Origin of the sequence: Mesorhizobium sp. Root157 (assembly GCF_001427385.1) — a bacterium.
In the GTDB taxonomy this organism is placed as follows: Bacteria; Pseudomonadota; Alphaproteobacteria; order Rhizobiales; family Rhizobiaceae; genus Mesorhizobium.
In genome coordinates this window covers 1-24,567 of record NZ_LMGJ01000007.1, presented here as the reverse complement: position 1 = coordinate 24,567, position 24,567 = coordinate 1, and the positions used below count along the sequence as shown (strand labels likewise).

The 24,567-nt window shown below is 61.6% G+C and carries 23 protein-coding genes and 3 pseudogenes; 13 read left to right on the top strand and 13 right to left on the bottom strand.

Features of this window, described 5'->3' with window-relative positions; all coding sequences use genetic code 11:
* Positions 1 to 27 precede the first annotated feature (27 nt).
* The gene (locus tag ASD64_RS06735; RefSeq protein WP_056102694.1) at positions 28 to 2,724 is read left to right on the top strand and encodes a bifunctional acetate--CoA ligase family protein/GNAT family N-acetyltransferase; all 2,697 of its coding nucleotides are present in this window, start codon (positions 28 to 30) and stop codon (positions 2,722 to 2,724) included.
* A 68-nt stretch (positions 2,725 to 2,792) separates the two neighbouring features.
* Here the strand turns inward: ASD64_RS06735 and ASD64_RS20930 are convergent, their stop codons facing one another.
* The gene (locus tag ASD64_RS20930) at positions 2,793 to 2,939 is read right to left on the bottom strand and encodes a hypothetical protein (protein WP_156460043.1); all 147 of its coding nucleotides are present in this window, start codon (positions 2,937 to 2,939) and stop codon (positions 2,793 to 2,795) included.
* 239 nt (positions 2,940 to 3,178) lie between these two features.
* On the opposite strand from ASD64_RS20930, the gene ASD64_RS06730 reads away from it, so the two are divergent.
* The 6 genes from ASD64_RS06730 to ASD64_RS21970 all read left to right on the top strand — a co-directional run bounded on the left by ASD64_RS06730 (position 3,179) and on the right by ASD64_RS21970 (position 9,687).
* Positions 3,179 to 4,612: a YfcC family protein gene (locus ASD64_RS06730; RefSeq protein WP_056102689.1), complete on the top strand. Its 1,434-nt coding sequence runs from the start codon at positions 3,179 to 3,181 to the stop codon at positions 4,610 to 4,612.
* 11 nt (positions 4,613 to 4,623) lie between these two features.
* Positions 4,624 to 5,850 (top strand): arginine deiminase, encoded by a 1,227-nt coding sequence (gene arcA, locus ASD64_RS06725; RefSeq protein WP_056102775.1) that lies wholly within the window; start codon positions 4,624 to 4,626, stop codon positions 5,848 to 5,850.
* Between the two features lie 17 nt (positions 5,851 to 5,867).
* Positions 5,868 to 6,869 carry an ornithine carbamoyltransferase gene (argF, locus tag ASD64_RS06720; protein ID WP_056102686.1) on the top strand — a complete coding sequence of 334 codons (1,002 nt, stop codon included), beginning with the start codon at positions 5,868 to 5,870 and terminating at the stop codon, positions 6,867 to 6,869.
* A 1-nt stretch (position 6,870) separates the two neighbouring features.
* Positions 6,871 to 7,791, top strand: a complete 921-nt coding sequence (gene arcC, locus ASD64_RS06715) for a carbamate kinase (protein WP_056102685.1) — start codon at positions 6,871 to 6,873, stop codon at positions 7,789 to 7,791.
* 190 nt (positions 7,792 to 7,981) lie between these two features.
* Positions 7,982 to 8,812, top strand: a complete 831-nt coding sequence (locus ASD64_RS06710) for an ATP-binding protein (RefSeq protein ID WP_082549883.1) — start codon at positions 7,982 to 7,984, stop codon at positions 8,810 to 8,812.
* Between the two features lie 566 nt (positions 8,813 to 9,378).
* The gene (locus tag ASD64_RS21970) at positions 9,379 to 9,687 is read left to right on the top strand and encodes a hypothetical protein (protein WP_413813587.1); all 309 of its coding nucleotides are present in this window, start codon (positions 9,379 to 9,381) and stop codon (positions 9,685 to 9,687) included.
* Here ASD64_RS21970 and ASD64_RS21610 read toward each other — a convergent pair.
* Positions 9,623 to 9,871 (bottom strand): annotated as a pseudogene (locus ASD64_RS21610) (2Fe-2S iron-sulfur cluster-binding protein); the annotation flags it as partial. The gene ASD64_RS21970 and the pseudogene ASD64_RS21610 sit on opposite strands and share 65 nt — an antisense overlap.
* Before the next feature lie 513 nt (positions 9,872 to 10,384).
* A complete protein-coding gene (locus ASD64_RS06700) occupies positions 10,385 to 10,720 on the bottom strand; it encodes a cupin (RefSeq protein WP_200957808.1) in 336 nt (111 codons plus the stop codon).
* Positions 10,721 to 11,043: 323 nt separating this feature from the next.
* Between ASD64_RS06700 and ilvD the strand changes: the two genes are divergently transcribed.
* The gene (gene ilvD / locus ASD64_RS06695) at positions 11,044 to 12,717 is read left to right on the top strand and encodes a dihydroxy-acid dehydratase (RefSeq protein WP_056102675.1); all 1,674 of its coding nucleotides are present in this window, start codon (positions 11,044 to 11,046) and stop codon (positions 12,715 to 12,717) included.
* Between the two features lie 480 nt (positions 12,718 to 13,197).
* Here the strand turns inward: ilvD and ASD64_RS06690 are convergent, their stop codons facing one another.
* The 7 genes from ASD64_RS06690 to ASD64_RS06660 form a co-directional block, all read right to left on the bottom strand.
* Complete coding sequence (locus ASD64_RS06690; protein WP_056102672.1) at positions 13,198 to 13,677, bottom strand: hypothetical protein; 480 nt, start codon at positions 13,675 to 13,677, stop codon at positions 13,198 to 13,200.
* A gap of 143 nt (positions 13,678 to 13,820) precedes the next feature.
* The gene (locus ASD64_RS06685) at positions 13,821 to 14,813 is read right to left on the bottom strand and encodes an FAD:protein FMN transferase (RefSeq protein WP_056102670.1); all 993 of its coding nucleotides are present in this window, start codon (positions 14,811 to 14,813) and stop codon (positions 13,821 to 13,823) included.
* A complete protein-coding gene (locus tag ASD64_RS06680) occupies positions 14,794 to 17,001 on the bottom strand; it encodes a PepSY domain-containing protein (protein WP_056102667.1) in 2,208 nt (735 codons plus the stop codon). The genes ASD64_RS06685 and ASD64_RS06680 overlap by 20 nt, the downstream gene beginning before the upstream one ends.
* Positions 17,002 to 17,013: 12 nt before the next feature.
* On the bottom strand, positions 17,014 to 17,484 hold the full coding sequence (locus ASD64_RS06675; RefSeq protein WP_056102665.1) for a DUF2271 domain-containing protein: 471 nt from the start codon (positions 17,482 to 17,484) through the stop codon (positions 17,014 to 17,016).
* A 262-nt stretch (positions 17,485 to 17,746) separates the two neighbouring features.
* Positions 17,747 to 18,445 carry a VIT family protein gene (locus ASD64_RS06670; protein ID WP_200957807.1) on the bottom strand — a complete coding sequence of 233 codons (699 nt, stop codon included), beginning with the start codon at positions 18,443 to 18,445 and terminating at the stop codon, positions 17,747 to 17,749.
* Between the two features lie 107 nt (positions 18,446 to 18,552).
* Entirely contained in the window at positions 18,553 to 19,068 is a 516-nt protein-coding gene (locus ASD64_RS06665) for a cytochrome b (protein ID WP_244480727.1), read from the bottom strand.
* Positions 19,069 to 19,121: 53 nt separating this feature from the next.
* A complete protein-coding gene (locus ASD64_RS06660; protein ID WP_056102658.1) occupies positions 19,122 to 19,523 on the bottom strand; it encodes a PepSY domain-containing protein in 402 nt (133 codons plus the stop codon).
* A 138-nt stretch (positions 19,524 to 19,661) separates the two neighbouring features.
* Here ASD64_RS06660 and ASD64_RS06655 point away from each other — a divergent pair, with 138 nt between their 5' ends.
* Positions 19,662 to 20,324, top strand: coding sequence for a response regulator transcription factor (locus tag ASD64_RS06655; protein WP_056102654.1), 663 nt, complete (start codon positions 19,662 to 19,664; stop codon positions 20,322 to 20,324).
* Entirely contained in the window at positions 20,321 to 21,652 is a 1,332-nt protein-coding gene (locus ASD64_RS06650) for an ATP-binding protein (protein ID WP_056102651.1), read from the top strand. The genes ASD64_RS06655 and ASD64_RS06650 overlap by 4 nt, the downstream gene beginning before the upstream one ends.
* 90 nt (positions 21,653 to 21,742) lie before the next feature.
* On the opposite strand, the pseudogene ASD64_RS21475 reads toward ASD64_RS06650, so the two are convergent.
* Positions 21,743 to 21,886: pseudogene (locus ASD64_RS21475) on the bottom strand (IS256 family transposase); the annotation flags it as partial.
* A 461-nt stretch (positions 21,887 to 22,347) separates the two neighbouring features.
* Here ASD64_RS21475 and ASD64_RS21605 point away from each other — a divergent pair.
* The 3 genes and pseudogenes from ASD64_RS21605 to ASD64_RS21800 all read left to right on the top strand — a co-directional run.
* Positions 22,348 to 22,665, top strand: coding sequence for a hypothetical protein (locus ASD64_RS21605; protein WP_056102646.1), 318 nt, complete (start codon positions 22,348 to 22,350; stop codon positions 22,663 to 22,665).
* Positions 22,666 to 22,667: 2 nt separating this feature from the next.
* Positions 22,668 to 22,847, top strand: a complete 180-nt coding sequence (locus ASD64_RS21600) for an FtsX-like permease family protein (protein WP_244480726.1) — start codon at positions 22,668 to 22,670, stop codon at positions 22,845 to 22,847.
* A gap of 107 nt (positions 22,848 to 22,954) precedes the next feature.
* A pseudogene (locus ASD64_RS21800) lies at positions 22,955 to 23,137 on the top strand (ATP-binding cassette domain-containing protein); the annotation flags it as partial.
* A gap of 123 nt (positions 23,138 to 23,260) precedes the next feature.
* Here the strand turns inward: ASD64_RS21800 and ASD64_RS06630 are convergent.
* Entirely contained in the window at positions 23,261 to 24,103 is an 843-nt protein-coding gene (locus ASD64_RS06630) for a universal stress protein (RefSeq protein ID WP_056102639.1), read from the bottom strand.
* Between the two features lie 65 nt (positions 24,104 to 24,168).
* Positions 24,169 to 24,567, bottom strand: a 399-nt coding sequence (locus tag ASD64_RS06625) for a cytochrome c (protein ID WP_320410181.1), incomplete at its 5' end; no start/stop codon positions are given.

Sequence of the window (24,567 nt, the reverse complement as noted above, 5' to 3'; positions counted from 1 at the left end):
CGCACGACAGTTGAAAGGATTGTGCAGATGACGATCCGAAACCTGGAATACGCCGTTCATCCGAAATCCGTAGCCATTATCGGCGCGTCCATTCGCGTTGGTTCGGTGGGTCGCGTGGTGATGAACAACATCGTCGCAGGCGGCTTCGAGGGCGAGATATTCCCCGTCAATCCAAAATACCGGGACGTTGGCGGAAGGCGCTGCTTTCCAAGGATCGCCGATATTCCAGGTGTTCCTGACCTGGCCGTCATCATCACGCCGCCGGAGACCGTGCCGGGTCTTGTCCGCGAGCTAGGGGAGAAAGGAACGCGCGTGGCGGTTGTCATTACCGCCGGGCTGACGCGCGAGAACGGCTTGCGTCAAATGATGCTGGATGCGGCCAAACTGTTCCTGCTTCGCATTATCGGGCCGAACACGGTCGGGCTGATGCTCCCGCCGGCCAAGCTCAATGCAAGCTTTGCCCATATGGCGGCGGATCCGGGCGGCATTGCCCTTCTGTCCCAGTCCGGTGCGATCGCGACCTCCTTGGTCGACTGGGCTGCGGACAACCATGTCGGCTTCTCGCAGATCGTGTCGCTTGGCGACATGGCCGACGTCGATGTCGCCGACTATCTCGATCTCCTGGCCGGAGACGCGAAAACCCGCGCCATCGTCATGTACCTTGAGTCCATCCCGCATCCGCGCAAGTTCATGTCGGCGGCACGGGCTGCCGCGCGCCTGAAGCCCGTGGTTGCCATCAAGCCGGGGCGCCATGCCGAGGCGGCCAAGGCGGCGGCCACCCATACTGGCGCGCTTTCCAGCGCGGATCGCGTGGTCGATGCCGCCCTGCGCCGCGCTGGCATCCTCAGGGTTCAAGGTCTCGCAGAGCTGTTCGACGCCACGGAAACGATATCGCGCTTCCCGCCGCTAGAACGAGTGCGGGTGGGTATTGTGACCAACGGTGGCGGAGCGGGCGTCCTCGCAGTCGATCAACTGATGGATTGCAGGGGAGAACTCGCGAAACTGTCCGAAGAGACGATAGCGCTTCTGAACGAATCCTTGCCGCAGAACTGGTCGCACGCCAATCCTGTCGATATCATCGGCGACGCTCCCGCTGAACGCTATCGCAGCGCTGTCATGGCCGTGGCGGAAGATTCCGAGACCGATGCGCTGTTGGTCATGAACTGTCCGACGGGTCTTGCTTCGCCTGTCGAAGCCGCCACTGCGGTAGCATCTATGCTGAAATCCGGCATGATAAATGGCAAGCCGCTTCTCACCTGCTGGCTGGGAGAACATACGGCGCGAGAAGGTCGCCGCATCCTCCAGGATTCCGGGGTGGGAAGTTACGAAACGCCTTCTCAGGCGGCTACGGCGATATCCTATCTCCATGATTGGTCGCGTGCCCAGAAAGCCTTGATGCGGGTTCCCGCCAGCAAAAGCGAAGACGTCGCCGGCGACAGGGGGCTGGTTCTTTCGATCTTCAGGAGTGTCGCGGCGGATGGCCGGCGCATGCTGACCGAGCCCGAGGCAAAGGCGGCGATTGCAGCCTACCGCATTCCGGTACCCGAGACAGTTGTGGCGAGCTCGCCTGCGCAAGTGGAGGAGGTCGCGGCCCGTATGCTGGCGAGCACCGATCGGATCGTCGTCAAACTTCTCTCGAAATCGATCACCCATAAATCGGATATCGGCGGTGTCGTGCTTGGCATCGAAACCGCCCGGACAGCGCGAGAGGCGGCAGAGGCGATCGGAGAACGCGTCCGGAGAATTTCGCCGGACGCCGTCATCGAAGGATTCGCTGTGCAGCCGATGCTCGCCCGCAAGCAGGCGCAGGAGCTTATCCTAGGCGTGGGCCGCGATCCGATCTTCGGTCCCGTGATCCTCTTCGGGGCAGGCGGCATCGCCGTCGAAACGGTCGATGACACCGCCATCGCACTTCCCCCTCTGGACGACGTTCTGGCTGGCGATTTGATCGACCGCACGCGCATCGCGCGCCTGCTGGCCGGCTACCGCGACCGCAAACCTGCGGACCGTAAGGCGATCGTTCTCGCGCTCACCGGCCTGTCGCAGATGGTCATAGACTTTCCCTGCATTGTCTCGATCGACGTCAATCCCCTGCTTGCCGACAGCGACGGCGTAATGGCGCTGGACGCGCGCATCGAGATAGAGCCAGGAGCTGTTGAGCGCCTTGGCCCGAACTCCGATCTGGCCATCCGGCCATACCCTTCGGACTGGGAGAAAGACATTTCACTTGACGACGACGTGTACCATGTCAGGCCGATCCGGCCTGCCGATGTCGCGCTCTACACGGGCTTCTTTGAAAAAGTGTCGGCGGAGGATTTGAGGCTGCGCTTCCTTGCGCCGCGGAAGAATTTTTCCGATCAGATGCTGAAGAGGCTCACGCAACTCGACTACGATCGTGAAATGGCCTTCGTCGCTCTCGAAAAGACCAGCGGCGACTTGGCCGGCATTGTCAGGCTGTCCTCCGATCCCGACCATGAGACAGCCGAATTCGGGCTCCTTGTCAGGAGTGACCTGCAGGGACACGGTCTCGGCTTCGCATTGCTTTGTCGGCTGATCGAATATGCCGCTGCCGACGGGCTGAAGCGGATCGAGGGCATCATCCTCAGCGAAAATACGAAAATGCTGGCGATGTGCCGCGAACTCGGGTTCGTGGTGACGCAGCACTTGTCCGAGCCTGGTCTCTCGAGCGCAATGCTCGAAATAGGCAATAGGGCGAAGCTGTGATCCTTATGAATTATAATAGCCGATCACGATTTTTCCTCTGCCTATTGGAAGGATGAAGCATGTGATCGCTAGAGCGAGATGAGATCACCGAGCAGGAAAATCCGAGAGATGTGCGTTTCCATCGACTCTACCGTCGCAGCAAGACCATAACTGGCCGGATCCATCAGGAATGCCGCCGTGGCAGTCTGCTCGTCCTCGGTCACTTGCCGCAGCATCGCCACTCTCCGGTTTCCGCGCACACCCACACACCATATCCGAACCTCGATGCAGCGCGTTGATTTTGCTCAAATTAGGCACCTCAGCTTCGGAATACCGGTTCCAGACCCTCATGTCCTGTATTTTCGCGGGCGGCACCTGTTTTGCGCGAGATCAATGCACGTCTCGATGCGCTGCTCCAGTTTGTCGCAAGAAAAGGGCTCCGCTCTTATTCCGACTGACAGATATGGGGGATACCATGAGCACTACTTCGCAAGAGGCTGCCGCGCGGCCATTCCGCTTTCCCTCGGCCTTCACGATCCTGTTTGGGTTGATCATTCTGGTGGCCGCGCTGACTTGGATCATTCCCGCTGGCCAGTATCAACGCGTGCATAACGCTGCGCTTGACCGTGATGTGCCGATCGCCGGCACCTATCAGGTCGTCGATCCGAGCCCGCAAGGCGTTTTCGATGTCATCATGGCTCCGATCGCCGGCCTCTACAATCCGGCCACCAACCAGGCCAATGCCATCGATGTGGCGCTGTTCGTTCTGATCATCGGCGGCTTCATTGGCGTCGTCGCGTCGACGGGAGCCATCAATGCCGGTATCGGCAGCGCAATGACCTCGCTGAAAGGTCGGGAGAAATGGATGATCCCGGTGCTGATGGGATTGTTCGCGTTCGGTGGCACCACCTACGGAATGGCCGAGGAGACGCTGGCCTTCTACGTGCTCCTCCTGCCGATGATGATAGCGGCGCGCTACGACGCCGTGACAGCGGTCGCCATCATTTTGCTTGGCGCCGGTGTCGGCGTGCTCGGCTCCACCGTCAATGCATTTGCCACCGTCATTGCTTCCGATGCCGCCGGCATTCCGTTTACGCAAGGCATTGTGCTGCGCTTCGTCATCCTCGGTCTCTGCTGGCTTGCCTGCGTCATCTACGTGATGCGCTATGCCGAGCGGGTGCGGCTCGATCCGACGCAGTCGTTGGTCTTCGACCGAAAAGCCGAAAATGAGGCCCATTTCCTGGCCGCTCATCAGGGCGAGAAGCTCGACTTCACGGGCCTGCACAAACTCGTGCTCACGATCTTCGGCCTGACCTTTGTCGTCATGATCTGGGGCGTTCTCAAGGGTGGCTGGTGGATGGGCGAAATGAGCGGCCTGTTTCTCGCTTCCGCCATCCTCGTTGGCCTCGTTGCACGCCCCGGTGAACAGGAATTTGTCGACTCGTTCGTCAATGGTGCGCGCGATCTCCTCGGCGTGGCGCTGATTATCGGGCTCGCCCGCGGCATCGTCGTCATCATGGATGCGGGAAAGATCACCGATACCATCCTGCACTGGGCCGAGGTCTCGGTTTCCGGTCTTTCAGAGGTCGTATTCATCAACGTCATCTACTGGATCGAGGTGCTGCTCTCGTTCTTTGTGCCATCCTCGTCGGGCTTGGCCGTGCTGTCGATGCCGATCATGGCCCCTGTTTCCGACTTCGCTAATGTCGGGCGTGAACTTGTCGTCACTGCCTATCAGTCAGCCAACGGCCTGGTGAACCTCATCAATCCCACCTTCGCGGTGGTGATGGGAGCGCTCGCCATCGGCCGCGTGCCCTACGAGCGCTGGCTGCGCTTCATGTGGCCGCTGCTTGTGGCTCTTACCGTCATCATAATGGCGAGCCTCAGTGTCGCCGCCCTGATTGCTTGAAGGAGCAGACCATGTCCATCACCTATGGCGTCCACTCGGAAGTGGGCAAGCTTCGACGCGTCCTCGTTGACCGGCCAGGCGCGGCTCTCGCCCGGTTAACCCCGTCCAACTGCCACGAATTGCTGTTCGACGACGTCATCTGGGTCAAGCAGGCCCGTGTCGAACACATGACGTTCGTTGATGCTATCCGCTATCGGGGAGCGGAGGCTGTCTTTCTGCGGGAAACCCTCGCCGAGACGATGCGCGATACGGAGGCCCGTCGCTGGCTGCTCGATCGGCGGGTCAATGAGAACACGGTTGGCGTCGGGCTTGCCGACGACCTCAGGGCCATGCTGATGGAGGTAGACGCCGATGCGCTGTCTCTTATCTTGATGGGCGGCATGAGCAGAGCCGAACTGACGATCGACACGAAAGGTATGCTCGCTCCAGTGCTCAAGCCGGAGGATTTTATTCTGCCGCCGCTGCCCAACCATCTGTTCACGCGCGACACCACCTGCTGGATTTACGGTGGAGTGATGCTCAACCCGATGCGCTGGAACGCCCGTAAGTTGGAGACCGTCAATATTGCCGCTGTGTACAAGTTCCATCCGGATTTCCGTGATGCGGGCTTTCCCGTCTGGTGGGGAGATCCCGATAGCGACTATGGGCTGGCAACTGCCGAAGGCGGCGACGTGATGCCCGTCGGGAACGGTCTGGTGCTGATCGGTATGGGGGAGCGCACCACGCCGCAGGCAGTCGGGCAGATCGCACGCGCGCTCTTTGCGCAAGGCGGGGCCGAGCGGGTCGTGGCCTGCAGACTCCCGGACAAGCGGGCGAGCATGCATCTCGATACGGTTTTCACCTTCTGCGACCGCGACCTGGTAACGCTCTTCGCTGATGCCGTCGACGAAATCACGGCTTATTCGCTGCGCCCCGGCGACAAGGAAGGTGAGATCGATGTGCGGCAGGAGGAGGGGCACCTGACGGAGGTAGTCGCGGAAGCAATGGGTCTACCCAAACTACGCGTCGTCCCGACGGGTGGTGATGCCTATAACGCCGAGCGGGAGCAGTGGGACGACGGCAATAATGTCGTCGCTCTCGAACCCGGCGTTGTCGTCGCTTACGACCGCAACACCTACACTAACACCCAGCTTCGCAAGGCAGGCGTCGAGGTCATCACGGTGCCGGGGTCGGAGTTGGGGCGCGGACGAGGCGGCGGCCACTGCATGACCTGCCCGCTGATCCGCGATCCTGTGTAACCGGAAGGAAATCAGATATGCCGATCAATTTGCGCGGTCGCAGTTTCCTGAAGCTGCTCGACTTCACACCCGACGAAATCCGTTTCCTGCTGCGTCTGTCCGCCTCACTTAAGCAGGCCAAATATGGCGGCTACGAAGAGAAGCGGCTGCAAGACAAGAATATTGCACTGATCTTCGAGAAGGATTCCACGCGCACGCGCACCGGTTTCGAGGTCGCTGCCTACGACCAAGGCGCACATGTTACCTATCTCGGGCCCTCGGGCACGCAGATTGGTAAGAAGGAATCCATGAAAGACACGGCCCGCGTCCTCGGCCGGATGTATGACGGCATCGAATATCGCGGCTTCGGCCAGGAACAGGCCGAGATACTTGCCGCTCATGCCGGCGTGCCGGTCTATAATGGGCTGACCGATGAGTTCCACCCGACGCAGATACTCGCCGATTTCCAGACCATGCGGGAATATACCCGCAAGCACCTGTCGCAGGTCGCATTCTGCTTCCTTGGCGATGCCGGCAACAACATGGGTAATTCCCTGCTGACGGGCGCGGCGCAGATTGGCATGGACGTTCGTCTTGCCGCGCCAAAGGCCTGCTGGCCGGATGCTGCCATCGTGGACCAGTCAAGGGCCATCGGCGAAAGGACCGGTGCCAGGATCATGTTGACGGAGGATCCCATGGAGGCGGTAAAAGGCTGCGACTTCATCTATACCGATGTCTGGGTGTCGATGGGCGAGCCGGATTCGGTGTGGGAAGAGCGCATAAAGCTGCTAACCCCCTATCGCGTGACGTCCAAGATCATGAAGGCGACCGGTAACCCGCACGCCAAGTTCATGCATTGCCTGCCGGCATTCCATAACCGCGAAACGCAGGTCGGTGAGAAGATCTTCGAGCAATTCGGCATCGATTGCATGGAGGTGACCGAAGAAGTGTTCGAATCGGAAGCCTCCGTCGTTTTCGACCAGGCCGAGAACCGGATGCACACGATCAAGGCTGTGCTCGTCGCCACGCTGGGAGCCTGAGATGAGAATCGTCGTGGCGCTCGGCGGCAATGCCCTTCTCAAGCGCGGGGAGCCGATGACCGCCGATGTCCAGCGCACCAATGTGCGTAAGGCAGCGCTAGCGCTTGCCGATCTCGCCCGTGACCATCAGATCGTCGTGGCGCATGGCAATGGACCCCAGGTCGGTTTGCTCGCGCTCCAGGCCGCCGCCTACACCGATGTCCCGCCGTACCCACTCGACATACTCGGGGCCGAAAGCGTCGGTATGATCGGCTATTTGGTCGAACAGGAGCTTGCCAACGCGCTTCCGGAAGGCGCCCGGATTGGCACGCTGCTGACACAGATCGAAGTTGATCGTGACGATCCGGCGTTTGGCGATCCCCGGAAGCCGATCGGCCCTATATATGAATCGAACGAGGCGAGAGAAGTCTCGCGCCTTCATGGCTGGCCGCTCGTCGAGGAAAGCAAAGGCAAATGGCGCCGCGTCGTCGCCTCACCCTTGCCGGGCCGGATAACGCAGATCGAAACCATCCGCCTTCTCGTGGAGAGCGGAGTCATCGTTATCTGCGCGGGCGGCGGCGGCATTCCCGTGATCAGGAACGTTGAAGGAGATCTCGTCGGCATCGAAGCGGTTATCGATAAGGATCGTGCGGCAGGTCTTCTTGCCGAGGAACTGGCAGCCGACGCCTTCCTGATGCTCACTGACGTCGAGGCGGTCTATGAGAATTGGGGAACCCCGAAGCAGGCTTCTATCCAGCGAGCGACGCCGGCTGCTCTTGCCGGCATGTCGTTCGCCGCCGGTTCAATGGGTCCAAAAGTAGAGGCTGCATGCACGTTTGCTTCAATTGATGGCCGTATCGCCGGCATCGGCCGGTTGGAAGATGCACGGGCAATCCTTGAGGGTCGAAAAGGAACGATCGTCCAACAGCCGAAAGCCGAATGATCGCCTTGCCGGGAAAACATCCGGGGCGTCCAACCCGTGTCGACAATAGTCTGTATCTTGGCCATTTGTTCGACATCAGAGCAGGATAAAGCTAGGTTTGGTGGGAAGTTCCGAAGGGCAAGAGAACAGGACAACGGGAGCGGAGGACAGAGTTTCCGGAATGTTGTCCGGAACAGGTAGGGGCGATCTCATGACCGACACGGTGTTTACTCGTTCCACTTTACCACGATCACAGGCGGATGGCGGCAGTCTCTCACCAGCACCGAACGCACCTTTCGATTCCCGGACCGCCGCGCTGCAGCGCGAACGTGCGACGCATCGGCTTGCGGCCATCGGTGAAATGACTGGTGGCATTGCCCATGACTTCAGAAGCCTTCTCTCGGTGATCGATTCCGGACTGCGGCTCATTGAACGGAGCGCGAACGACGCCGAAAAGATTCATGCCCTTATTGCTTCGACACGCGAGGGGATCGATCGCGGGGTGGAATTGACCTCGCATCTGCTGGCCTTCGCCAAGCATCAGGTTCTCGACGCGCATGCTGGCAATCTGAACGAGTTTTTAAGAAGCTTCGAGCCGTTCCTGAGGTATGGCGCCGGGCACAATGTCCGCGTCCGGCTCGTGCTCGGTTCCGATATTCCGGCATGCCTCGTTGATCCGGCATTTTTCGATGCAGCGATACTCAATCTTGTCGTGAATGCACGGGACGCCATGCCCGATGGCGGAGAGGTTCGTATCATCACGGAGCGGTGGGAGCAGGACACGACAACACCCGGCTCGGCTGGGCCGGGATCATATGTTCGGGTTCGCGTTGAGGACGACGGTTGCGGCATGCCCGAGGAGGTCCTGCGAAAGGTGTTCGATCCTTTTTTCACCACCAAGGGCGAGACCGGCACCGGCATAGGGCTGTCGCAGGTATATGCGTTCACGAAGATGGTGGGCGGCCAGGTTAGCGTCGCGAGTAAGAGTGGGATTGGAACGACGGTCACCCTCCTGTTTCCATCCGTTCAACCCGATGTCTGAACGCCGATTACGAATATGTCGGCCAGAGTCGTGGCGAACCCCTGATTTCGGGCGCGAATATGTCAGCGCCACTCGCTTTATGGTCTTTCCCCGACGCAACTATCTACCCGGCACACGACACTGTTCGACTCATGGCCACCGGCTTCGCGTTGGGTCATAGTGGATATGTCGCCGAGATGAAGCTTACATGAAACGAATACGCAATTCCACATCGGGTATTGGATCGCGGCCGCAATCGGCCTGTGATTGTCACGGACTGTGAGATCACCGCTATATGCTATCGCCACGTCTGCGGCGATCGAGAAGAATCGGTCAGTTGGAGACAGTTCGTCAATTGGGCACTCGACATACACTGTTGCGCGTTATCCAGTTCCCGGCGTTCCGTACCAGTCTCCGACGGAATGATGTGTGAAGGTCAGGGCATAATGTTCCGGCCCTTGCGGAGAGCATGGTGGAGGCCAACATGCGCACGATAGAGGACTAGGCGTTCGTGTGGCTCCTCGTCGAATCGAGGCCGCAGGCGGACGCTGGATTCACTCGTCATCCGGGTCGAGGGCAGCGAGGCGGTGACGTTTCCGATACCTTCCGCTCTTGCTCCACCGGAGGAAATACGTGGCCTGCTCCTGAAAAGCGGGTTGTGGCCATCATTCCAGACGAGGCCGTTCGGACGCATACCCGACGCCGATGCGATCCCCGACGCGATCTTCGTCACCGCGATGGCAATCCGCTGGCTGCCGATCCCCGCGTCGCGATCGGGCTCCACGCGGAGGAGTTCCGGCGCGGGCTCGATGCGTTCCCAACCTTACACCGGGCGCAAGAACCGCGGATGCTTTCGCGACAAGAGCGACGAAAGGTCAGTGTCGGATCCACGATAATCTTGATCCAGATCAGTGCATCCAGAACCATCGGTCCACAGGCGTCGAGGTCGACGTCGAACGTGTCGAGGCGCGGATTTTCTTCGCTGTCCGGGTCATAGCGATAAACTTCGAATGACTTCGTGCGGGAGGCCTGTGTTGGCGCTGGCCATGTCCGGCCACGCTCGATGCGCGAACCAGGCAATACGCCAAAGTTGCGCGGAACCGGGAACCGCTTGAATAGGCTACTCCGAGGAACCTCGTCTGAAGAGCGGATAATAAATTCATTGGTTTTGGTCATCGCATTCCCGTGTTCGCACCACTTGTCGGCACAAAACCACGGCAGCAGGCCTCGACCTCCTGTCCTTGGTGGCCCGGCGTGGATGACGGTGCGTGGCGCGAAATGCTGTACTTTATAGGTACTGACGCAAGCGCGACCGCCTCAAGAACACTAGGCGCGATAGGCCTCAAGGCGCAACAGTGAAGTGAAATAGGACATGAGCGGTCGCATACTGTAATCACCCATCTCCCTTGTCAGAATTCTCGCGTCGGGTGATTCCGACGCCGGTTGATGGATTGCTTATCGAAACCGGGTCACTGGCAGGGAAAGTGTCCATTAACCCTTCATCGAGCAACGAATTCAGCCTGTCGGCACTCGAGCGGCTTCCATCCGTCGCTTGCTTCAGCCCCACACCAGTTCGTTCCTCGCCGCGATTTCTTATATGGTAGCCATGCGGAAATAGGATCGTGAGCAGAATGTGTCCTCGATCCCTTTTATCGAGTGCGGAACACCTCCGTCCAGGTAGAGCCACTGTCCGCCTGAAAGCTCCATGACCGTATCAGACAAGCTGAGCTGCGCCCGGCCTTCCAGACAATACAGCGTGATGGGACCCTCGACTTTATGCGTTTTGATGTCTACGCCGGCGTGGACATTGAGACGTACCGCCTCGAACGTTTCCGACTTCACGATGGCGGTTGTCCGAGCGTCCTTCAGACGCGAGCCCAATGGTGCGAGATCGAAAATCTCCGCGGCGCTGGCGCGATGCATGGCCATTATTGTCACCTCCTCTATCGGGTTGTGGCGGAATATCCGACCGCGATCCGTCTGCCCCTCATTATGAACAATCGGCCGCACAACCCAACCCTACAATGGCAATGGTTAGAGCGAAATGGACACCCCGTTCCGTCGCTCTTGCAATTTTGAGGCGCCGCCGCCCATATCGCCTTTGATGCGGCAGAAGGTCCGAACAGGGATAAACGATTGTCTTCTGCCATCGATGCGATCAAAATCTGGCGCCAACCACGCACCAGGTCGACGGCAGCGAATTCTTTCCCGTCGGTATCCTTGTCGACCCAACGCCACAGCCGAGGACAATCGTGCCCTTCAATGAACGCTCCAAGCATATCACGCAGGGGATTGCCCGCTCGCCGAACCGCGCAATGTATTATGCGTTGGGTTACGAGAAGGCCGACTTCGACAAGCCGATGATCGGCATCGCCAACGGTCATTCCACCATCACGCCCTGCAATGCCGGCCTCCAGCCACTGGCCGATGCGGCGGCGGCGGCCATCAGGGAGGCAGGCGCCAACCCGCAAATGTTCGGGACGCCAACCATTTCCGACGGCATGTCGATGGGCACCGAAGGCATGAAATACTCGCTGGTGTCGCGCGAGGTCATTGCCGACTGCGTGGAAATCTCGGTGCAGGGCCAGTGGATGGACGGCGTGCTGGTGCTGGGCGGCTGCGACAAGAACATGCCGGGCGGCATGATCGGCATTTTGCGCGCCAACGCTCCGGCCATCTATGTCTATGGCGGCACCATCAAGCCCGGCCGCTGGAAGGGCCAGGACCTGTCCATCGTCTCCTCTTTCGAGGCGGTTGGCGCCTTTATGGCCGGAACCATGAGCCAGGAGGATTTCGACGGCATTGAGCAGAATGCCTGCCCGACCACCGGCTCCTGCGGCGGCATGTACACAGCTAATACGATGAGCTCCTCCTTCGAGGCGCTCGGCATGTCGCTGCTCTATTCCTCGACCATGGCGAGCCCCGACAGCGAGAAGCGCGACAGCGCTGCCGAATCCGGCCGCGTATTGGTTGAAGCAGTGAAGAAGAATATCTGTCCGCGCGACATCGTGACCCGCAAAAGCATCGAAAATGCCGTGGCGTTGATCATGGCCATCGGCGGTTCGACCAATGCGGTGCTGCACTACCTCGCCATTGCGCATGCCGCGGAGATCGACTGGACGCTCGACGATTTCGAGCGCATGCGCCGCAAGGTGCCGGTGCTGTGCGACCTCAAGCCATCCGGGCACTATATGGCGGTCGACCTGCACCAGGCCGGCGGCATTCCGCAGGTGTTGAAGATCCTGCTCAATGCCGGCCTCATCCATGGCGGCTGCATGACCGTTACCGGCCGCACGCTGGCGGAAGAACTGGCCGAGGTGCCAAATGCGCCGCGCGCCGACCAGCAGGTCATCATGCCGATCGACAGAGCGCTCTACCGCGAAGGCCACCTCGCCATCCTGAAAGGCAATCTGGCCGAAGACGGCGCGGTGGCCAAGATCACGGGCCTGAAAAGCCCGGTCATGTCCGGCCCAGCACGCGTGTTCGACGACGAGGAAACGGCGATGGAAGCGATCCTCGCCGACAAGATCAAGGCCGGCGATATTGTGGTGCTGCGCTATCTGGGGCCGAAAGGCGGGCCGGGCATGCCGGAAATGCTCGCCCCCACTTCCGCGCTCGTCGGGCGCGGGCTCGGCGAAAGCGTCGGTCTCGTCACCGATGGGCGCTTTTCCGGTGGGACCTGGGGCATGGTGGTAGGCCATGTCGCGCCAGAAGCTTACGAAGGAGGCACCATCGCGCTGGTCCACGAAGGCGATCGCATCACCATCGATGCGCACCAGCTGGTGCTGCAATTGGATGTGGACAACGCCGAACTGGCCCGTCGCCGCGCGGCATGGACGCAGCCGCAGCCGCGCTACACGCGTGGCGTGCTTGCGAAATTCGCGGCGCTCGCGAGTCCCGCAAATAAAGGCGCGCTGACAGGGTAGCTTCGTTGGAGGCGGCAGGGAGTTTGAGGTTATGTGGCGTCGGCCGATCCTAGCCACTGCCTAGATTTGCGCGAATGGAATCCGTTTCTCGTTCGAACATTTCAACACCAGGAACGCACAAGCATCGAGCCGAAAGCTGGCGACCGGCAACCCGCGACAGGACTGCAACTCCAAATGGTCGGCGTTGGGAACGGCGTAAAGGGCGCGGAACCGATGGCTGGCCTCCCGCGTCCGGCTCTGGCATATGGGGGCGGACGATTCCGGCAATGGCTACTGGATCGGCTATGGCCCGCTGAGCCGCAGCCTGGTGCGCTGGATGCCGCAGAGGCGGCAGGTCTATCGGACGAATTCGATCATCGCCGTCCCGCGACACTCGCCGCCGATGCCGACTTGCTGGAGGGGCGCTGCCCCTCCAAGACGAAACCGGCAGAGGCATGACGCCCCCGCCGGCCCTTCCTTCGGGCTGACGCCCGACATGCATCAGTTGAACGCCTGCCAGCCGGGATGCTCAAAATGCTCGCCATAGGCGTTCAGCGCCTGGACGATCGTCGCCGCGCCTGTTTCCACCTCGCCTTTCTCTAGCACCGAGACGCCGTTCATGACTTCACCCAGGACGACATGGAACTGCTCGTCGACCTCGGGTTCGAGCACGCAGTTCTCGATCATGAAATCAAGCTGCTTTTGGATGTCGGCGGCTATTACCTTGCCGGCATCGGTCGGCAGGGTGCCGGCATGGATCGCATCCAGATTTGCGGCCATCGTGCCATGGATTGCGGTCATGCCAGTGATCATGTTCTGGTCGCCCTGCCATTTGGCGCCGTTGTTCAGCGTGATCTCGATTGACGCCTCGCTAGAGCCGTCATGGGCATGGGTTTGCGCAGCGGCGATCCCTGGTGCGCCCAGGGCAAGCGCCAGAGCGAGAGCGAGAGCGAGAGCGGTAAAAGGTCTTGCAGTCTGCATAGTCGTCTCCTGTGGTTGCTATGTTGGTTCCGGCCGCAACGGGTGATCAGGAATGCCGTCGGGGTTGGGATGAAAGTAAGCTGTTCGTTTTCGAATAGGGATTAGCGAACCTTGCAAGAGCCGCTTGCATGGATGGACAGGCCTCAGCCGATGGCAGAACGCTCCCGATCTGCCCCCGGTACTGCACCGCCGTCGAATAGCGGGCCAATGGCATGCGCCCTGAAACCATTGGCCTCGCGTATGAGGAAGAGCACGTCGAGGCCATGGCGAGCCGCCAATTCACCGCCAGTCGTGGAGCCCAAAACCATCAGTGCGGTCGCCCAGGCATCGGCTTCGGCGCAGCTGCGGGCGACCACCGTCACTGAGGCGGGCGACGACCGGAGTGGAGCACCCGTGATCGGGTCCATCGTGTGTGACAGTCGCCGGCCCTGAACTGTCACAACATGCCGGTAATCGCCCGATGTGGCGACGGCGGCGTCCTGCAAGGCCAGCAGCGAATGCGACGCGCGGCGATCAGCGTTGGGCGCTTCGATGGCGATGGTCCAGGGCTGGCCGTTGGGGCGTAGGTCCAGCGCTCGCATCTCGCCGTCGATGCCCACCAGCCCGGATAAAATGTCGAAGTCACGCAGCGTCTCGGCCAGCCGGTCCACGCCATAGCCCTTGGCGATGCCGTTGAGGTCGAGGGTGATCGGCGCTGTCTTACGCACCCTTGCGCCCGACACGTCCAGTTCCAGCACCGTATGGGCGGGCTGGCGCGCCGCATCGAGGGCGTTGCGGATAAGATGCTGGTCGGCTGCGGCGGAACCAAAACCCCAGGCGGCTACCGCATCGCCCATGCCGATGTCGAACGCGCCGCCCGAGGCGCGACCGATATCGAGTGCGAGGCGCAGGACCTCTATCAATCGCCTCGGCATTTTTACCCAGGTGTCGGGTGGCGCCGCGTTGAGGCGCATCAGGTTACTGTCTGGCTTCCAGGTGGACATCTGCGTATCTACCTCGTCGACCGCCGCTTGGAGCGCATCGCGGACAGGGCCCCGATCGAATGCTTTCGTTGCATAAAACAGCGCCGACCAGCGGGTGCCCATGGTGGGACCGTTCAGTGCCCAGCGCTCCGTTTCAATAGACATCTTCGACATAGCGCCCCTGTGCCTTGAGCAGGGCGGGCGTCAGCCCTGCGGGTGCGAGAATATCGGTGAGCGCTGCGGAGACGCCGGTCGCCATGTCGCGCCCGCCGCAGACCATGATCCGCGCGCCCCTGGCGATCAGGAGCGTGATCTCGGCAGCTTCTTGGCGCAACGCATCTTGCACGTAGCGGGGCATTCGCCCGCGCGAGCAGGCAGCGACCAGACGGCGCAGACGGCCCTCTCTTTGCCAGTTCGATAGCTCCTCGCCATAGAGGAGATCGCTGTCAGGATGGCGCATCCCAAAGAACAGATGGATCGGGCGGTACTTGGTGTTGGCGCGAACGAAGCCGGCCAGCGGCCCAATCCCCGTGCCGGCGGCGATCAGGATCAACGGCGCGCGATCGCGACCGGGGTAAAAGCCGGGATTGCGGCGCAGGAAGGCGCTAATGGTGTCGCCCGGCTCCAGTTCGAAGAGCCGGCTGGAGCACAGGCCTCCAGGGTGCTTCTTCACGACGATTTCAACGAAGCCGTCGCGGCGGCCCGACGCGAGCGAATAAAACCGGGGAACAGTCGCGCCGTCCGGCAGGATGCCGAGGAGGTCGCCTGCGCGGAAGCGGCCAAAGCCATGTCGGACCAGCCGCCGCCATAGTGGGATTGCAGGCAGGGCAAAGCGCAGGATGGCCGTCGGGGCCTGTACATCGGCACCGTAATCGCGGCGCGAAAGCAGCGTCAGCGGCAGCGCAGCCGGCGGTGACGGCTGATGGGCAAGGACAAGGTCGATACCCATCGCCGCGCCGAGTGCACGGCCCCAGCGGGCAAAATCCTGTGGCGACTGGCGATCCACCGTGGCGAACGGGATGAGCTGGTGCCATCCTTTGGCAGCCGCCGTCTCCGCGACCGCCTGCGCGAAGGCGCAATAGGCGGCAAAGCTGCGGTCGCCGAAGCCGATCACCGCCAGCGGCGCGGAGGGTGTTGTAGGCAAGGCTTGCAGCCGGTCGAGGAAGCCCTTGGCGGAGGCTGGTGCGTTGCCATCACCATAGGTGGCGACGAGGATCACGATGCGCCGTGCCTGCCGATAGCGCGCCGGGTCGAAGGCCGCCATCGGTGCGGTATGCACAGTCTGGCCGGTATCTAACAGTGCGGCATGTAAGGTAGCGGCGAAGCCCCAGGTGCTGCTGCCCTCGCTGCCGACAAGCAGGATCATCTCGGCATGCCTGGCGGCGACATTGCCCCGGATGCGCGGTCGTTGGCGCCGGCCGGCAAGCCACAGGGCGAAGCCCGAGCCCGCCATCGCTGGCACGCCAAGTGCCATGAGCCCAAGGACAAGCCCGAGAGCTGCGGCTCCCTGCCCGGTGTGCAGCATGTAGATGGTCTCCGAGAGCCGCTGCCACCCGTTCAGGCCGCTCCACGCCAGAACCGCGCCGGTACCCTGGTCCAGATAGCCCGTGCCGCGATCCGTCTTGAGGGTCAGGATGTCGGCCGCGTCGCCGGGGTCGGGGAACGACAGGTTGCGCAGTTCGGCGACAGGCGTCTGCTTCAGCATGTCCATAGCCGCTACGGACGCCCCGGTCCGACCACTTGCATTGTTGAGCAAGGCAGGTGGTGTTGGTCCGTCGGGCAGAAGATCGAAGGTCGAGGCCGTCATCCACAGGGCCGTGGCGGAGGACAGCAGGAGGCCGGCTACCGCGATACGCGCAATCTCGACATGCAGCCGGCCGGCGAGCGGACCGCGCAGCGGCGCGAACCAACGCCGCCAGCCACCGGCCCGGCGCGCCACGAGCCCCGCGCCGGACAAGGCCAGCACCAGCATGGCGGCAGCGCCGGCGGCCATCGCGAGGCGGCCGCCATCACCGAGAAACAGCGAGCGATGCAGGTTGGTCAGCCACCGTTCGAACGGGTTGGGGTCAGCGGCAGAGAGGCCTTGGCCGGTCGCCGGATCGATGACCGCCGCCTGCGGCGCACCGCCCTCGAACCAGTAGGCGGTGATCCGGCCCGAAGGCGCCCGCCGGATCTGCTCCACTTGCGGGTGAGCGGCCTCGATGCGTGCCGCCAGACCGGCGACAGACAGCGTCGCCGCCGCCTGCGGCGAAGTCAGATGCTCGGCGGCGGGGAACAGCGACAGGGCCGCTCCGCTCAGGCTGAGCACCACCAGCAGAAGCGCGGCCAGAAGGCCCGGCCAGCGGTGAAGGGAGCGAATCATGGCTGCCTCCCGCTACATGGCGTAGGAGAAATCGACGATGTAGCGCCGGCCGGGGACCGCCTTACCAGCGCCGCCGGCCGTCAGTGGGACAGCCAGTTCGTCGGGACTGTCGCGCATGTCCTCGACAGCGGCATCGATGTGCAGTGTATAGCCGGCATCGAACAGCGGGTCGGCCAGATCCAGGGTGACTTCCAGCGTGCGGCCAGCGCCGACACTGGCGCCGGTGATGCCGTCGATTTCCGCGATGTTGCCGCCGGTGGCACGATACCAGCCGGACAGGTGCTCGTAATATTTGGACTTGGCGCCAGCCATCCACAAACTGCCGGCATAAGCGCCTTGTGCATCGGTGACATAGAGCGCCAGATAGGCGCCGTCGCCCCCGTAGTTGCCCAGCGTCGTTGCCAGCGTCACGGGCCGGCCCATGGCGAGGCCGGGAAGCGTGAGCGCCGTCGTAATGGCGAGGAGTGCAAGAAGCGATTTCATGTCGATGGTGCCTTTCCAGAGCCGCGAACCGGCGGTGTCGTCTGCCCGCCGGTGCGATCAATCTGAAGAAGGCGCCTGAGCGCTTGCTGACAGCCGCGTGACTTTTGCTTCAGCTTGCCGTCAGGAAACAGTCGGTGTGGACCACGGTGCGAGGCAGCCGTTGGGTCTGCGCCGATCACACCATCGGCCATAGCCGAAGGCGACATGAAGCCTTCGCCATCAATTCATGAGGGAGATAGGACCGGTTTTTGAGAGCCGCCTCTTACACTACTGTGCCGAAGATGGCTCCGATACCTGCCGTCAGCGCCATCGCCACGGCACCCCAGAAGGTCACGCGCGCCATGGCCTTGCCGATCCTGGCACCGCCGGCACGCGCTCCTATCGCGCCGAGCAGAGCGAGAAAGACGAGGGAGGCGACGGACACTCCGGCGATCAGCATGGAACGCGGCATCAGCACCGCCGCCAGCAACGGCAGTGCGGCGCCGGCTGCGAAGGTCGCTGCCGAAGTGAATGCCGCCTGGATTGGCCGAGCCGCAGTCACCTCGGACATACCCAGTTCGTCGCGCGCATGCGCGCCCAGTGCATCCCTGGCCATGAGTTGATCGGCCACCTGGCGGGCGAGGGCCTGGTCGAGACCGCGCTCCACGTAGATCTGCGCCAGTTCCTCGCGTTCGAAATCGGGCTGGCTTGCAAGCTCACTTCGTTCGCGAGCGAGATCGGCCTGCTCGGTGTCGGACTGGGAACTGACCGATACGTATTCGCCAGCCGCCATCGACATGGCGCCGGCCACCAGGCCGGCGACGCCGGCGACCAGCACGTCGGAGGTCGAGGCCGCGGCGGCGGTGACGCCGACGATCAGGCTCGCGGTCGAGACGATCCCGTCATTCGCACCGAGGACCGCGGCGCGCAGCCAGCCGATGCGCTCGACCAGATGGTTTTCCGGATGGGTATGTGCACGCACCAAAGCCTCCCTGCGGGGTTGCGATGCCTAGCCCGGGACCCACTCCTGCCGTCTCGGCATTTCTCAGGCGAACTATGGCTCAAGAGGCTGGCGGACGGAAGCCTTGCTTAGCGCAGGCTCATGCGCTGGAGAGTTCCGTCGCGCAGGACGAACTGGTGCCAGATGGCCATCAGGGCGTGCAAGCCGGCAAGGATCATGATAAACGTGCCGGCGTTCTCGTGGAGATCGGCGATCAGGCCGGGTTGCCCCTGTACAGCTGTCGTGAGTGCCGGAAGCTCGATGCCGAGGAACGAGACCGGTACCCCCATGCGCGATGCGGCGTACCAGCCGGTGAGCGGCAGACCGATCAGAAGCAGATAGAGCAGGCCGTGGCCGATCTTTGCGGCGGTTGCAAGCCAGTTGCGCTGCTCGGTCATGTCGGGCACAGCCCCTGCCAGCCGCAGGATCAGGCGCGGCACGACGAGAGCCAGCACCGCCAGCCCCAGTGTGAAATGCAGCACGGGCGGGCGCTGAACCACTTCGCGACCACCCGCAGCGGTCAGCCAGGCGCCGAGCACCAGAAGGGCGGTCAGCCAGTGAACGACCACCATGGTTTTCGAGTAGCGAGCAGAATTTTGGGACACGGTCTATTTTCCTCCCGTTGAGAGATGGCGGTGAATGTGGAGGAATAGCCACGTCACTTCACAACACTTTTCGGCGGCTTGCCCGTCTCGAACAACTTGTCTGCGGGCAGGGTGCCCGAAGGGCCGCCCGTGCCGGGTCCGGACGACTGCCGCCGCTCGCGCGGCCCATCGTCGTCGTCACGCCGGTCCTTGCGCTTCATATTGACGACTGAAAAGGTTTCGGGATCGATCTTCGCCTTGAATGCCTGTCCGGTCTCGTCGAGACCCCGGACCTGATAGCAACCGTCATCGATCTTGATGCGGCTTACCTGCCAGCCGCGTGTCTCGGCCATCTTCTGTACCGCTTCGCGCGGCTGCCACTGATTCATCGGGACATGACAGTCATCGTCGGCCATGGCCATGCCGGTTCCCGCTGCGACGAGAAAAAGTGCGGCTGCGGCAATATGTTTGGTCATGTCATTTGTCCTGCATCAGTGTTTGCACCGCGGAATGCTGGCACCCATTCCTGACGGATAGCTGAAGCCGGATCGGCTTTTGTGTCAGCCGGCTGACAGGTTCGGCGGCCAGAAGTCAGGAACAGGCGGGGTACCTTCATGAGAGTCCTTCTGGTTGAAGACGACACGGTCCTCGGCGCGGCGGTGCGCGATCACATCGCGGCCGACAGTCATTCGGTCGACTGGGTCACCCGTCTCGACGCGGCGACGGACCATCTGGACAGCGCCGCTTACGACCTCGTCCTTCTCGACCTCATGCTTCCCGATGGGCAAGGCATCGCCTTCCTACGCAGTCTGCGCCGTAAAGGCAGCGTAACGCCGGTCATCATCCTGACGGCGATGGATCAGATTTCGGACCGAATTAACGGACTCAATGCGGGCGCGGATGACTATATGACCAAGCCGTTTGATCTGTCCGAGTTGTCGGCACGGCTGAGCTCCGTGGCGCGTCGCTACAGTGGCAATCCCAACCCGCTCGTCACGCTTGGGGAGCTTCAGGTCGATCTCGCCGCCAGGACGGTCATGTGCAGCGGTCGCTCCATCGATCTGACGGCGCGGGAATGGGCACTGTTCGAGGCTTTCGTACAGCGGCCCGGCCAGGTGATTTCGAAGATGCAGTTGGAGGAACGTCTCTATCCCTTCGGTTCCGAGGTGGAGAGCAACACGATCGAGGTGCATGTCAGCCGTCTGCGCAAGAAACTGGGGCAGTCTGCCATCGAAACGGTGCGCGGGATCGGCTACCGGCTGGGTGGTGCCCGATGATTGCGCCTCGAAGCCTGCAATGGCGCCTGTCGCTCTGGCTGGGGCTGGGTATGACCCTGCTCTGGGTGGCGACGGCCGCACTGACCGTGCAAAAGCTTCGCCATGAGATGGACGAGGTCTTTGACAGCGCACTTGAGGAAACCGGCCAGCGTCTCCTGCCGCTGGCCGTTCGTGATATCATCGACCGGGACAGCGATGACGAGCCGAGCCAAAGCGTCGCGACGATGCGGGAGCACGATGAATACTTCACCTATGTGGTACGGGATGTCGAAGGCCAGGTCCTGCTGCGTTCGCACAAAGCCGATTTAACTGTCTTCCCGCCGTTCACCGGCATGGGATTTACGGATACGCCTACCCACCGCATCTATTCCGATGCCGCCCTCCAGGGGACGGTGACCATTTCCGTTGCCGAGCCGCTGGCGCGCCGCCGCGCGGTGGCGTGGCAGACATTTCTTGGACTTGCGCTTCCGCTTGGCCTGCTCGTTCCTGTCAGCCTGATCGGAGTATGGGCGCTTGTGCGCCTGTCGATGGCGCCGCTCAGGCGCCTGCGCTTCGACATCGAGGCCCGGGGCACCGACGACCTGACACCCGTTTCCATGGCTGGCCTGCCTTCGGAGATACGGCCGAACGCGTTCGCAGTTAACCGCCTGCTGGAGCGTCTCAAGCGAACGCTGGAAGCCGAACGCAGCTTTACCGCCAATTCTGCGCATGAGTTGCGCACGCCGGTAGCGGCGGCGCTCGCGCAGACGCAAAGGCTGATCATCGAGACATCGGACAAGGTCGCGCGCGAACGCGCCCTTGAGATTGAAGCCGCCCTGCGACGACTTGTGCGGCTGTCGGAAAAGCTGATGCAACTGGCGAGAGCCGAAGGCGCGCGCCTTCGGGCAGTGGAGCCGATCGATCTCGCTGTCATCCTCAATATGGTCGTGAACGAAATGACCGCGGACGCGGGCACTGCCGGGCGCGTTGAGCTGGTTTTGCCCGATGTTCCCGTGCTCTCGCATATTGACGCCGACGCTTTCGCTATCCTTGCGCGCAACCTGATCGAGAACGCGCTGAAGCACGGTTCAGGGCAAGAGCCGGTGCGTGTGGTAATGTCGGCGGACGGTGTGCTGCGCGTCACCAACGCTGGACCGATCGTAGCACCAGACCTGCTTTCCCGCCTGTCCGAGCCATTCGAGAGGGGTCGGGCGCAGGCAGACGGCGCCGGTCTCGGATTGGCCATCGCCCGCACCATCGCCACCGGCAGTGGCAGCAGGATCGAACTGCTTTCGCCGCGGGAGGGGCGGCAGGACGGCTTCGAAGCCCGGTTTTTTAGCGGTGGATGAAGAGTGGTCTGCCGAAAAGTAGGAAATGTGCAAAGATGTTGCCGACGGCGGCTTGTTCTCCTACGAAGACTACGCGGCTAGCACACCCCTCTTGCTACCGTAACCGTTGCGCGTGTTGCCGGCGCCATCCTCGCCGGCAAGGTGGTGATCTATCTCCGCGTTCAACGCGCGCTCGGTTAGCGCTTTCTTCAGAGAATTAAGCAGGCCGCCCTGCTCAAACGCCGCGCTGGCGGCCTTCTAGAAGTTAGTCCAGCAACTCGTTAGAGATGGACATCATTGGCGACGCTCGCGCTGAACGCTACCCCAGTGCCGTCATGGCAGTGACTAGGGACTCCGGGACTTAGCGGAGGGTGTCTTGCTCATATGGAGTGCTCGCGAGACACCGTAACTGGTCACTCCAGCGAAGAATCAGCTTCCTGAACTCGCCGAACCAAAGCACCGCGCTCCCCATGAAGAGGCAGAACAGCCACTGCAAATGCCCTTATGGTGCCGGAGGTTGCGATCACGGGATTTGACGGACATCGCGGCACGGTCTGGTCGCTACAGGACGGGCGTCTGACAAGAGTGGAGCTGACCTTCGGCGCCCGCGACGATCGTGGTCGCGTCGAGGTCACAGACAGCCTGTCTGACGTGATCGTCGCCAGGCCACCACAGGGCGCCACGGAGGGCCGGCGCGCGCGCATTGGGAATGTCCCATGAATCTGGCGCTCAAGGACATTCGCCACGGTCTGTTCCGCTTCGCCCTCACCTGTTTCGGGCTAGGGTTGCTGATGACGGTCGTCCTGGCGATGATCGGCATCTATAATGGGCTGGTTTCGGATGCGCTTGCGGTTGTTAAGGCGGGCGTGGCGGAGACCGGTGCGGTCAACTACCAGAATGTCGAGGCTCCTCATGCCGGGCGCACCCTGCGCCTCTACTCAGTGGTGGACAAGGCGCGCCGCCAGATCGGACTTTTCCTCGGCATTCTGCTTTCCGTCAGCGCAGTTGGATCGCCCTTATCATCTACACGATGACGATGCAGAAACTGAAACAGTTCGCCACGCTCAAGCTGATCGGAGCACCCGATCGAACCATTGTCGCGCTGATTGTGCAGGAAGCGCTGATCCTCGGCGCCTCGGGCTGGGCGATAGGCCTGGTGCTGATCCTGACGGTCAAGGATTATTTTCCCCGCCGCGAGGGAGCTCGAGCCGCTTAACGCACTTATCCTTGCCGGGATCATTGCCGCATTTTGCCTGCTATCTTCCGCACTGGGTGTTCGAGCGGCGATGAAGGTCGATCCGGCAACGGCGCTCGGAAGTTGAAATGGCGCTAGGCGATACCCTTATTGAGGTTTCGGGCGTGACCAAGCATTTCGGCGAGGGCGAGACTCGCGTCGACGCCTTGCGCTCGGTCGATCTCCAGGTGCGCGCCGGCGAAGTCATCGCGCTCCTTGGACCCTCGGGTTCGGGCAAGACAACGCTGCTCAACATCATCGGCTGCATCCTCGCCCCGTCACGTGAACGTCACGGCTGCCGTGTATTGGGAGGCGCGCCAACACGATCAAACAACGCGGCTTCCGCTACTTTTCGAGGCAGGCTGGACATCCGGCTCAGACTAACAGGATATGCTCTAGTAAGCCATTATAAGAGGTACGGGGCAGTTATCGAGAAGCGAGCGCGTCATCCCGCCCAAGACCGCTTGACGCAAACGCGAGTGTACGAACGCTCCCATGACCAGCAGTTCGACCTGCTCATTCGCAAGGAACAAACGCATCGCTTCGCCTTCGTCATCGCCCAGCTGGTTTGCGACGACGGCGATTTTCGTCTTGATACCATAAAGGGTCAGATAGTTGCTGAGCTCATCGGCTGATTTTAATCCCTCCGAACCCTTTGTGTCGAGAACAGTGGCGATGTTGACCTGATCAGCCATAATCAAGAAATCGAGGCTGTCGCGAACCGCTCGGGCAGCTCTGGCACTGCCATCCCACGCGATAGCCACCTTTCCGATAGAACGGCGATCTGTCCCGGGAGTTATTAACACCGGCCGTCCGGTGTCGAAAATCGCATGTTCGATCGCCGGCCTGACCCAAGTATGCGACGGCTGGTCAGCTTGCAGAATTGTCAGATCATGAAGTCGCGCCATGGCAATGAAGCGCTGGTAGCGCCCGTCAAATGGCGAGTGGGCGTGTTCAATGGATACACCGATCCCTTTTTCGGATGCCAGTTGTCTAACTGTCTGCGTGGCGTGTGCGGATGCCTTTGCGAGTCGATCCGTTTCTTGCGCGATCCAGATCGACGATGAACCAAGCGTTAGCGGGAATGGCTGCAACAAATCGGGAGCGAACACGTAAACTGTGAGTTTCGCCCGGTAAGCCAACGCCAGTTCCATCGCATGGGTCAGAGCGGCGGTCGACGGGGCGACATCTGCACCGACGCCGACGAGCAAGCTTCGGAAACGACCGCTATCGCGCATATGCGAATTCTCCGTGTCTCTCGTTGTGCTACGCCTCATCGCCGCCTTGCGATCCGGGTCATGACTTAATCATTGAGGCTGCCAATATAATAAAGGATTGCGCTGATCTGGCCGGGTGTCGCTACGAATTCTGGCATGTCAGGGTGTCCAGTCGATATGCCTTCGGCGAAGGCTTCCTCCAGCGCATCGATAGGATAACGCTGTGAAAGCGTCCGGAAGGGAGGCGCATCCGCATTCTCACCTTCGCTTGTTCGATCGACCGCATGACAGCGCGCGCAGTTCAACTCCACCAAGCTCTTCCCTTGGGCAAGGTCATCGGCATAGGCTAACGCTGGGCCGAGAGTCATCAGCACCGCTAACCAGGCTGTCGTTTGGCACTTAAATGTGAGAATGCGCCGATTTGGTGCAGGTTTGGCACTTAATTGTGAGAATCTTGGCGATCTGATTCTCAAATTAACTGCATT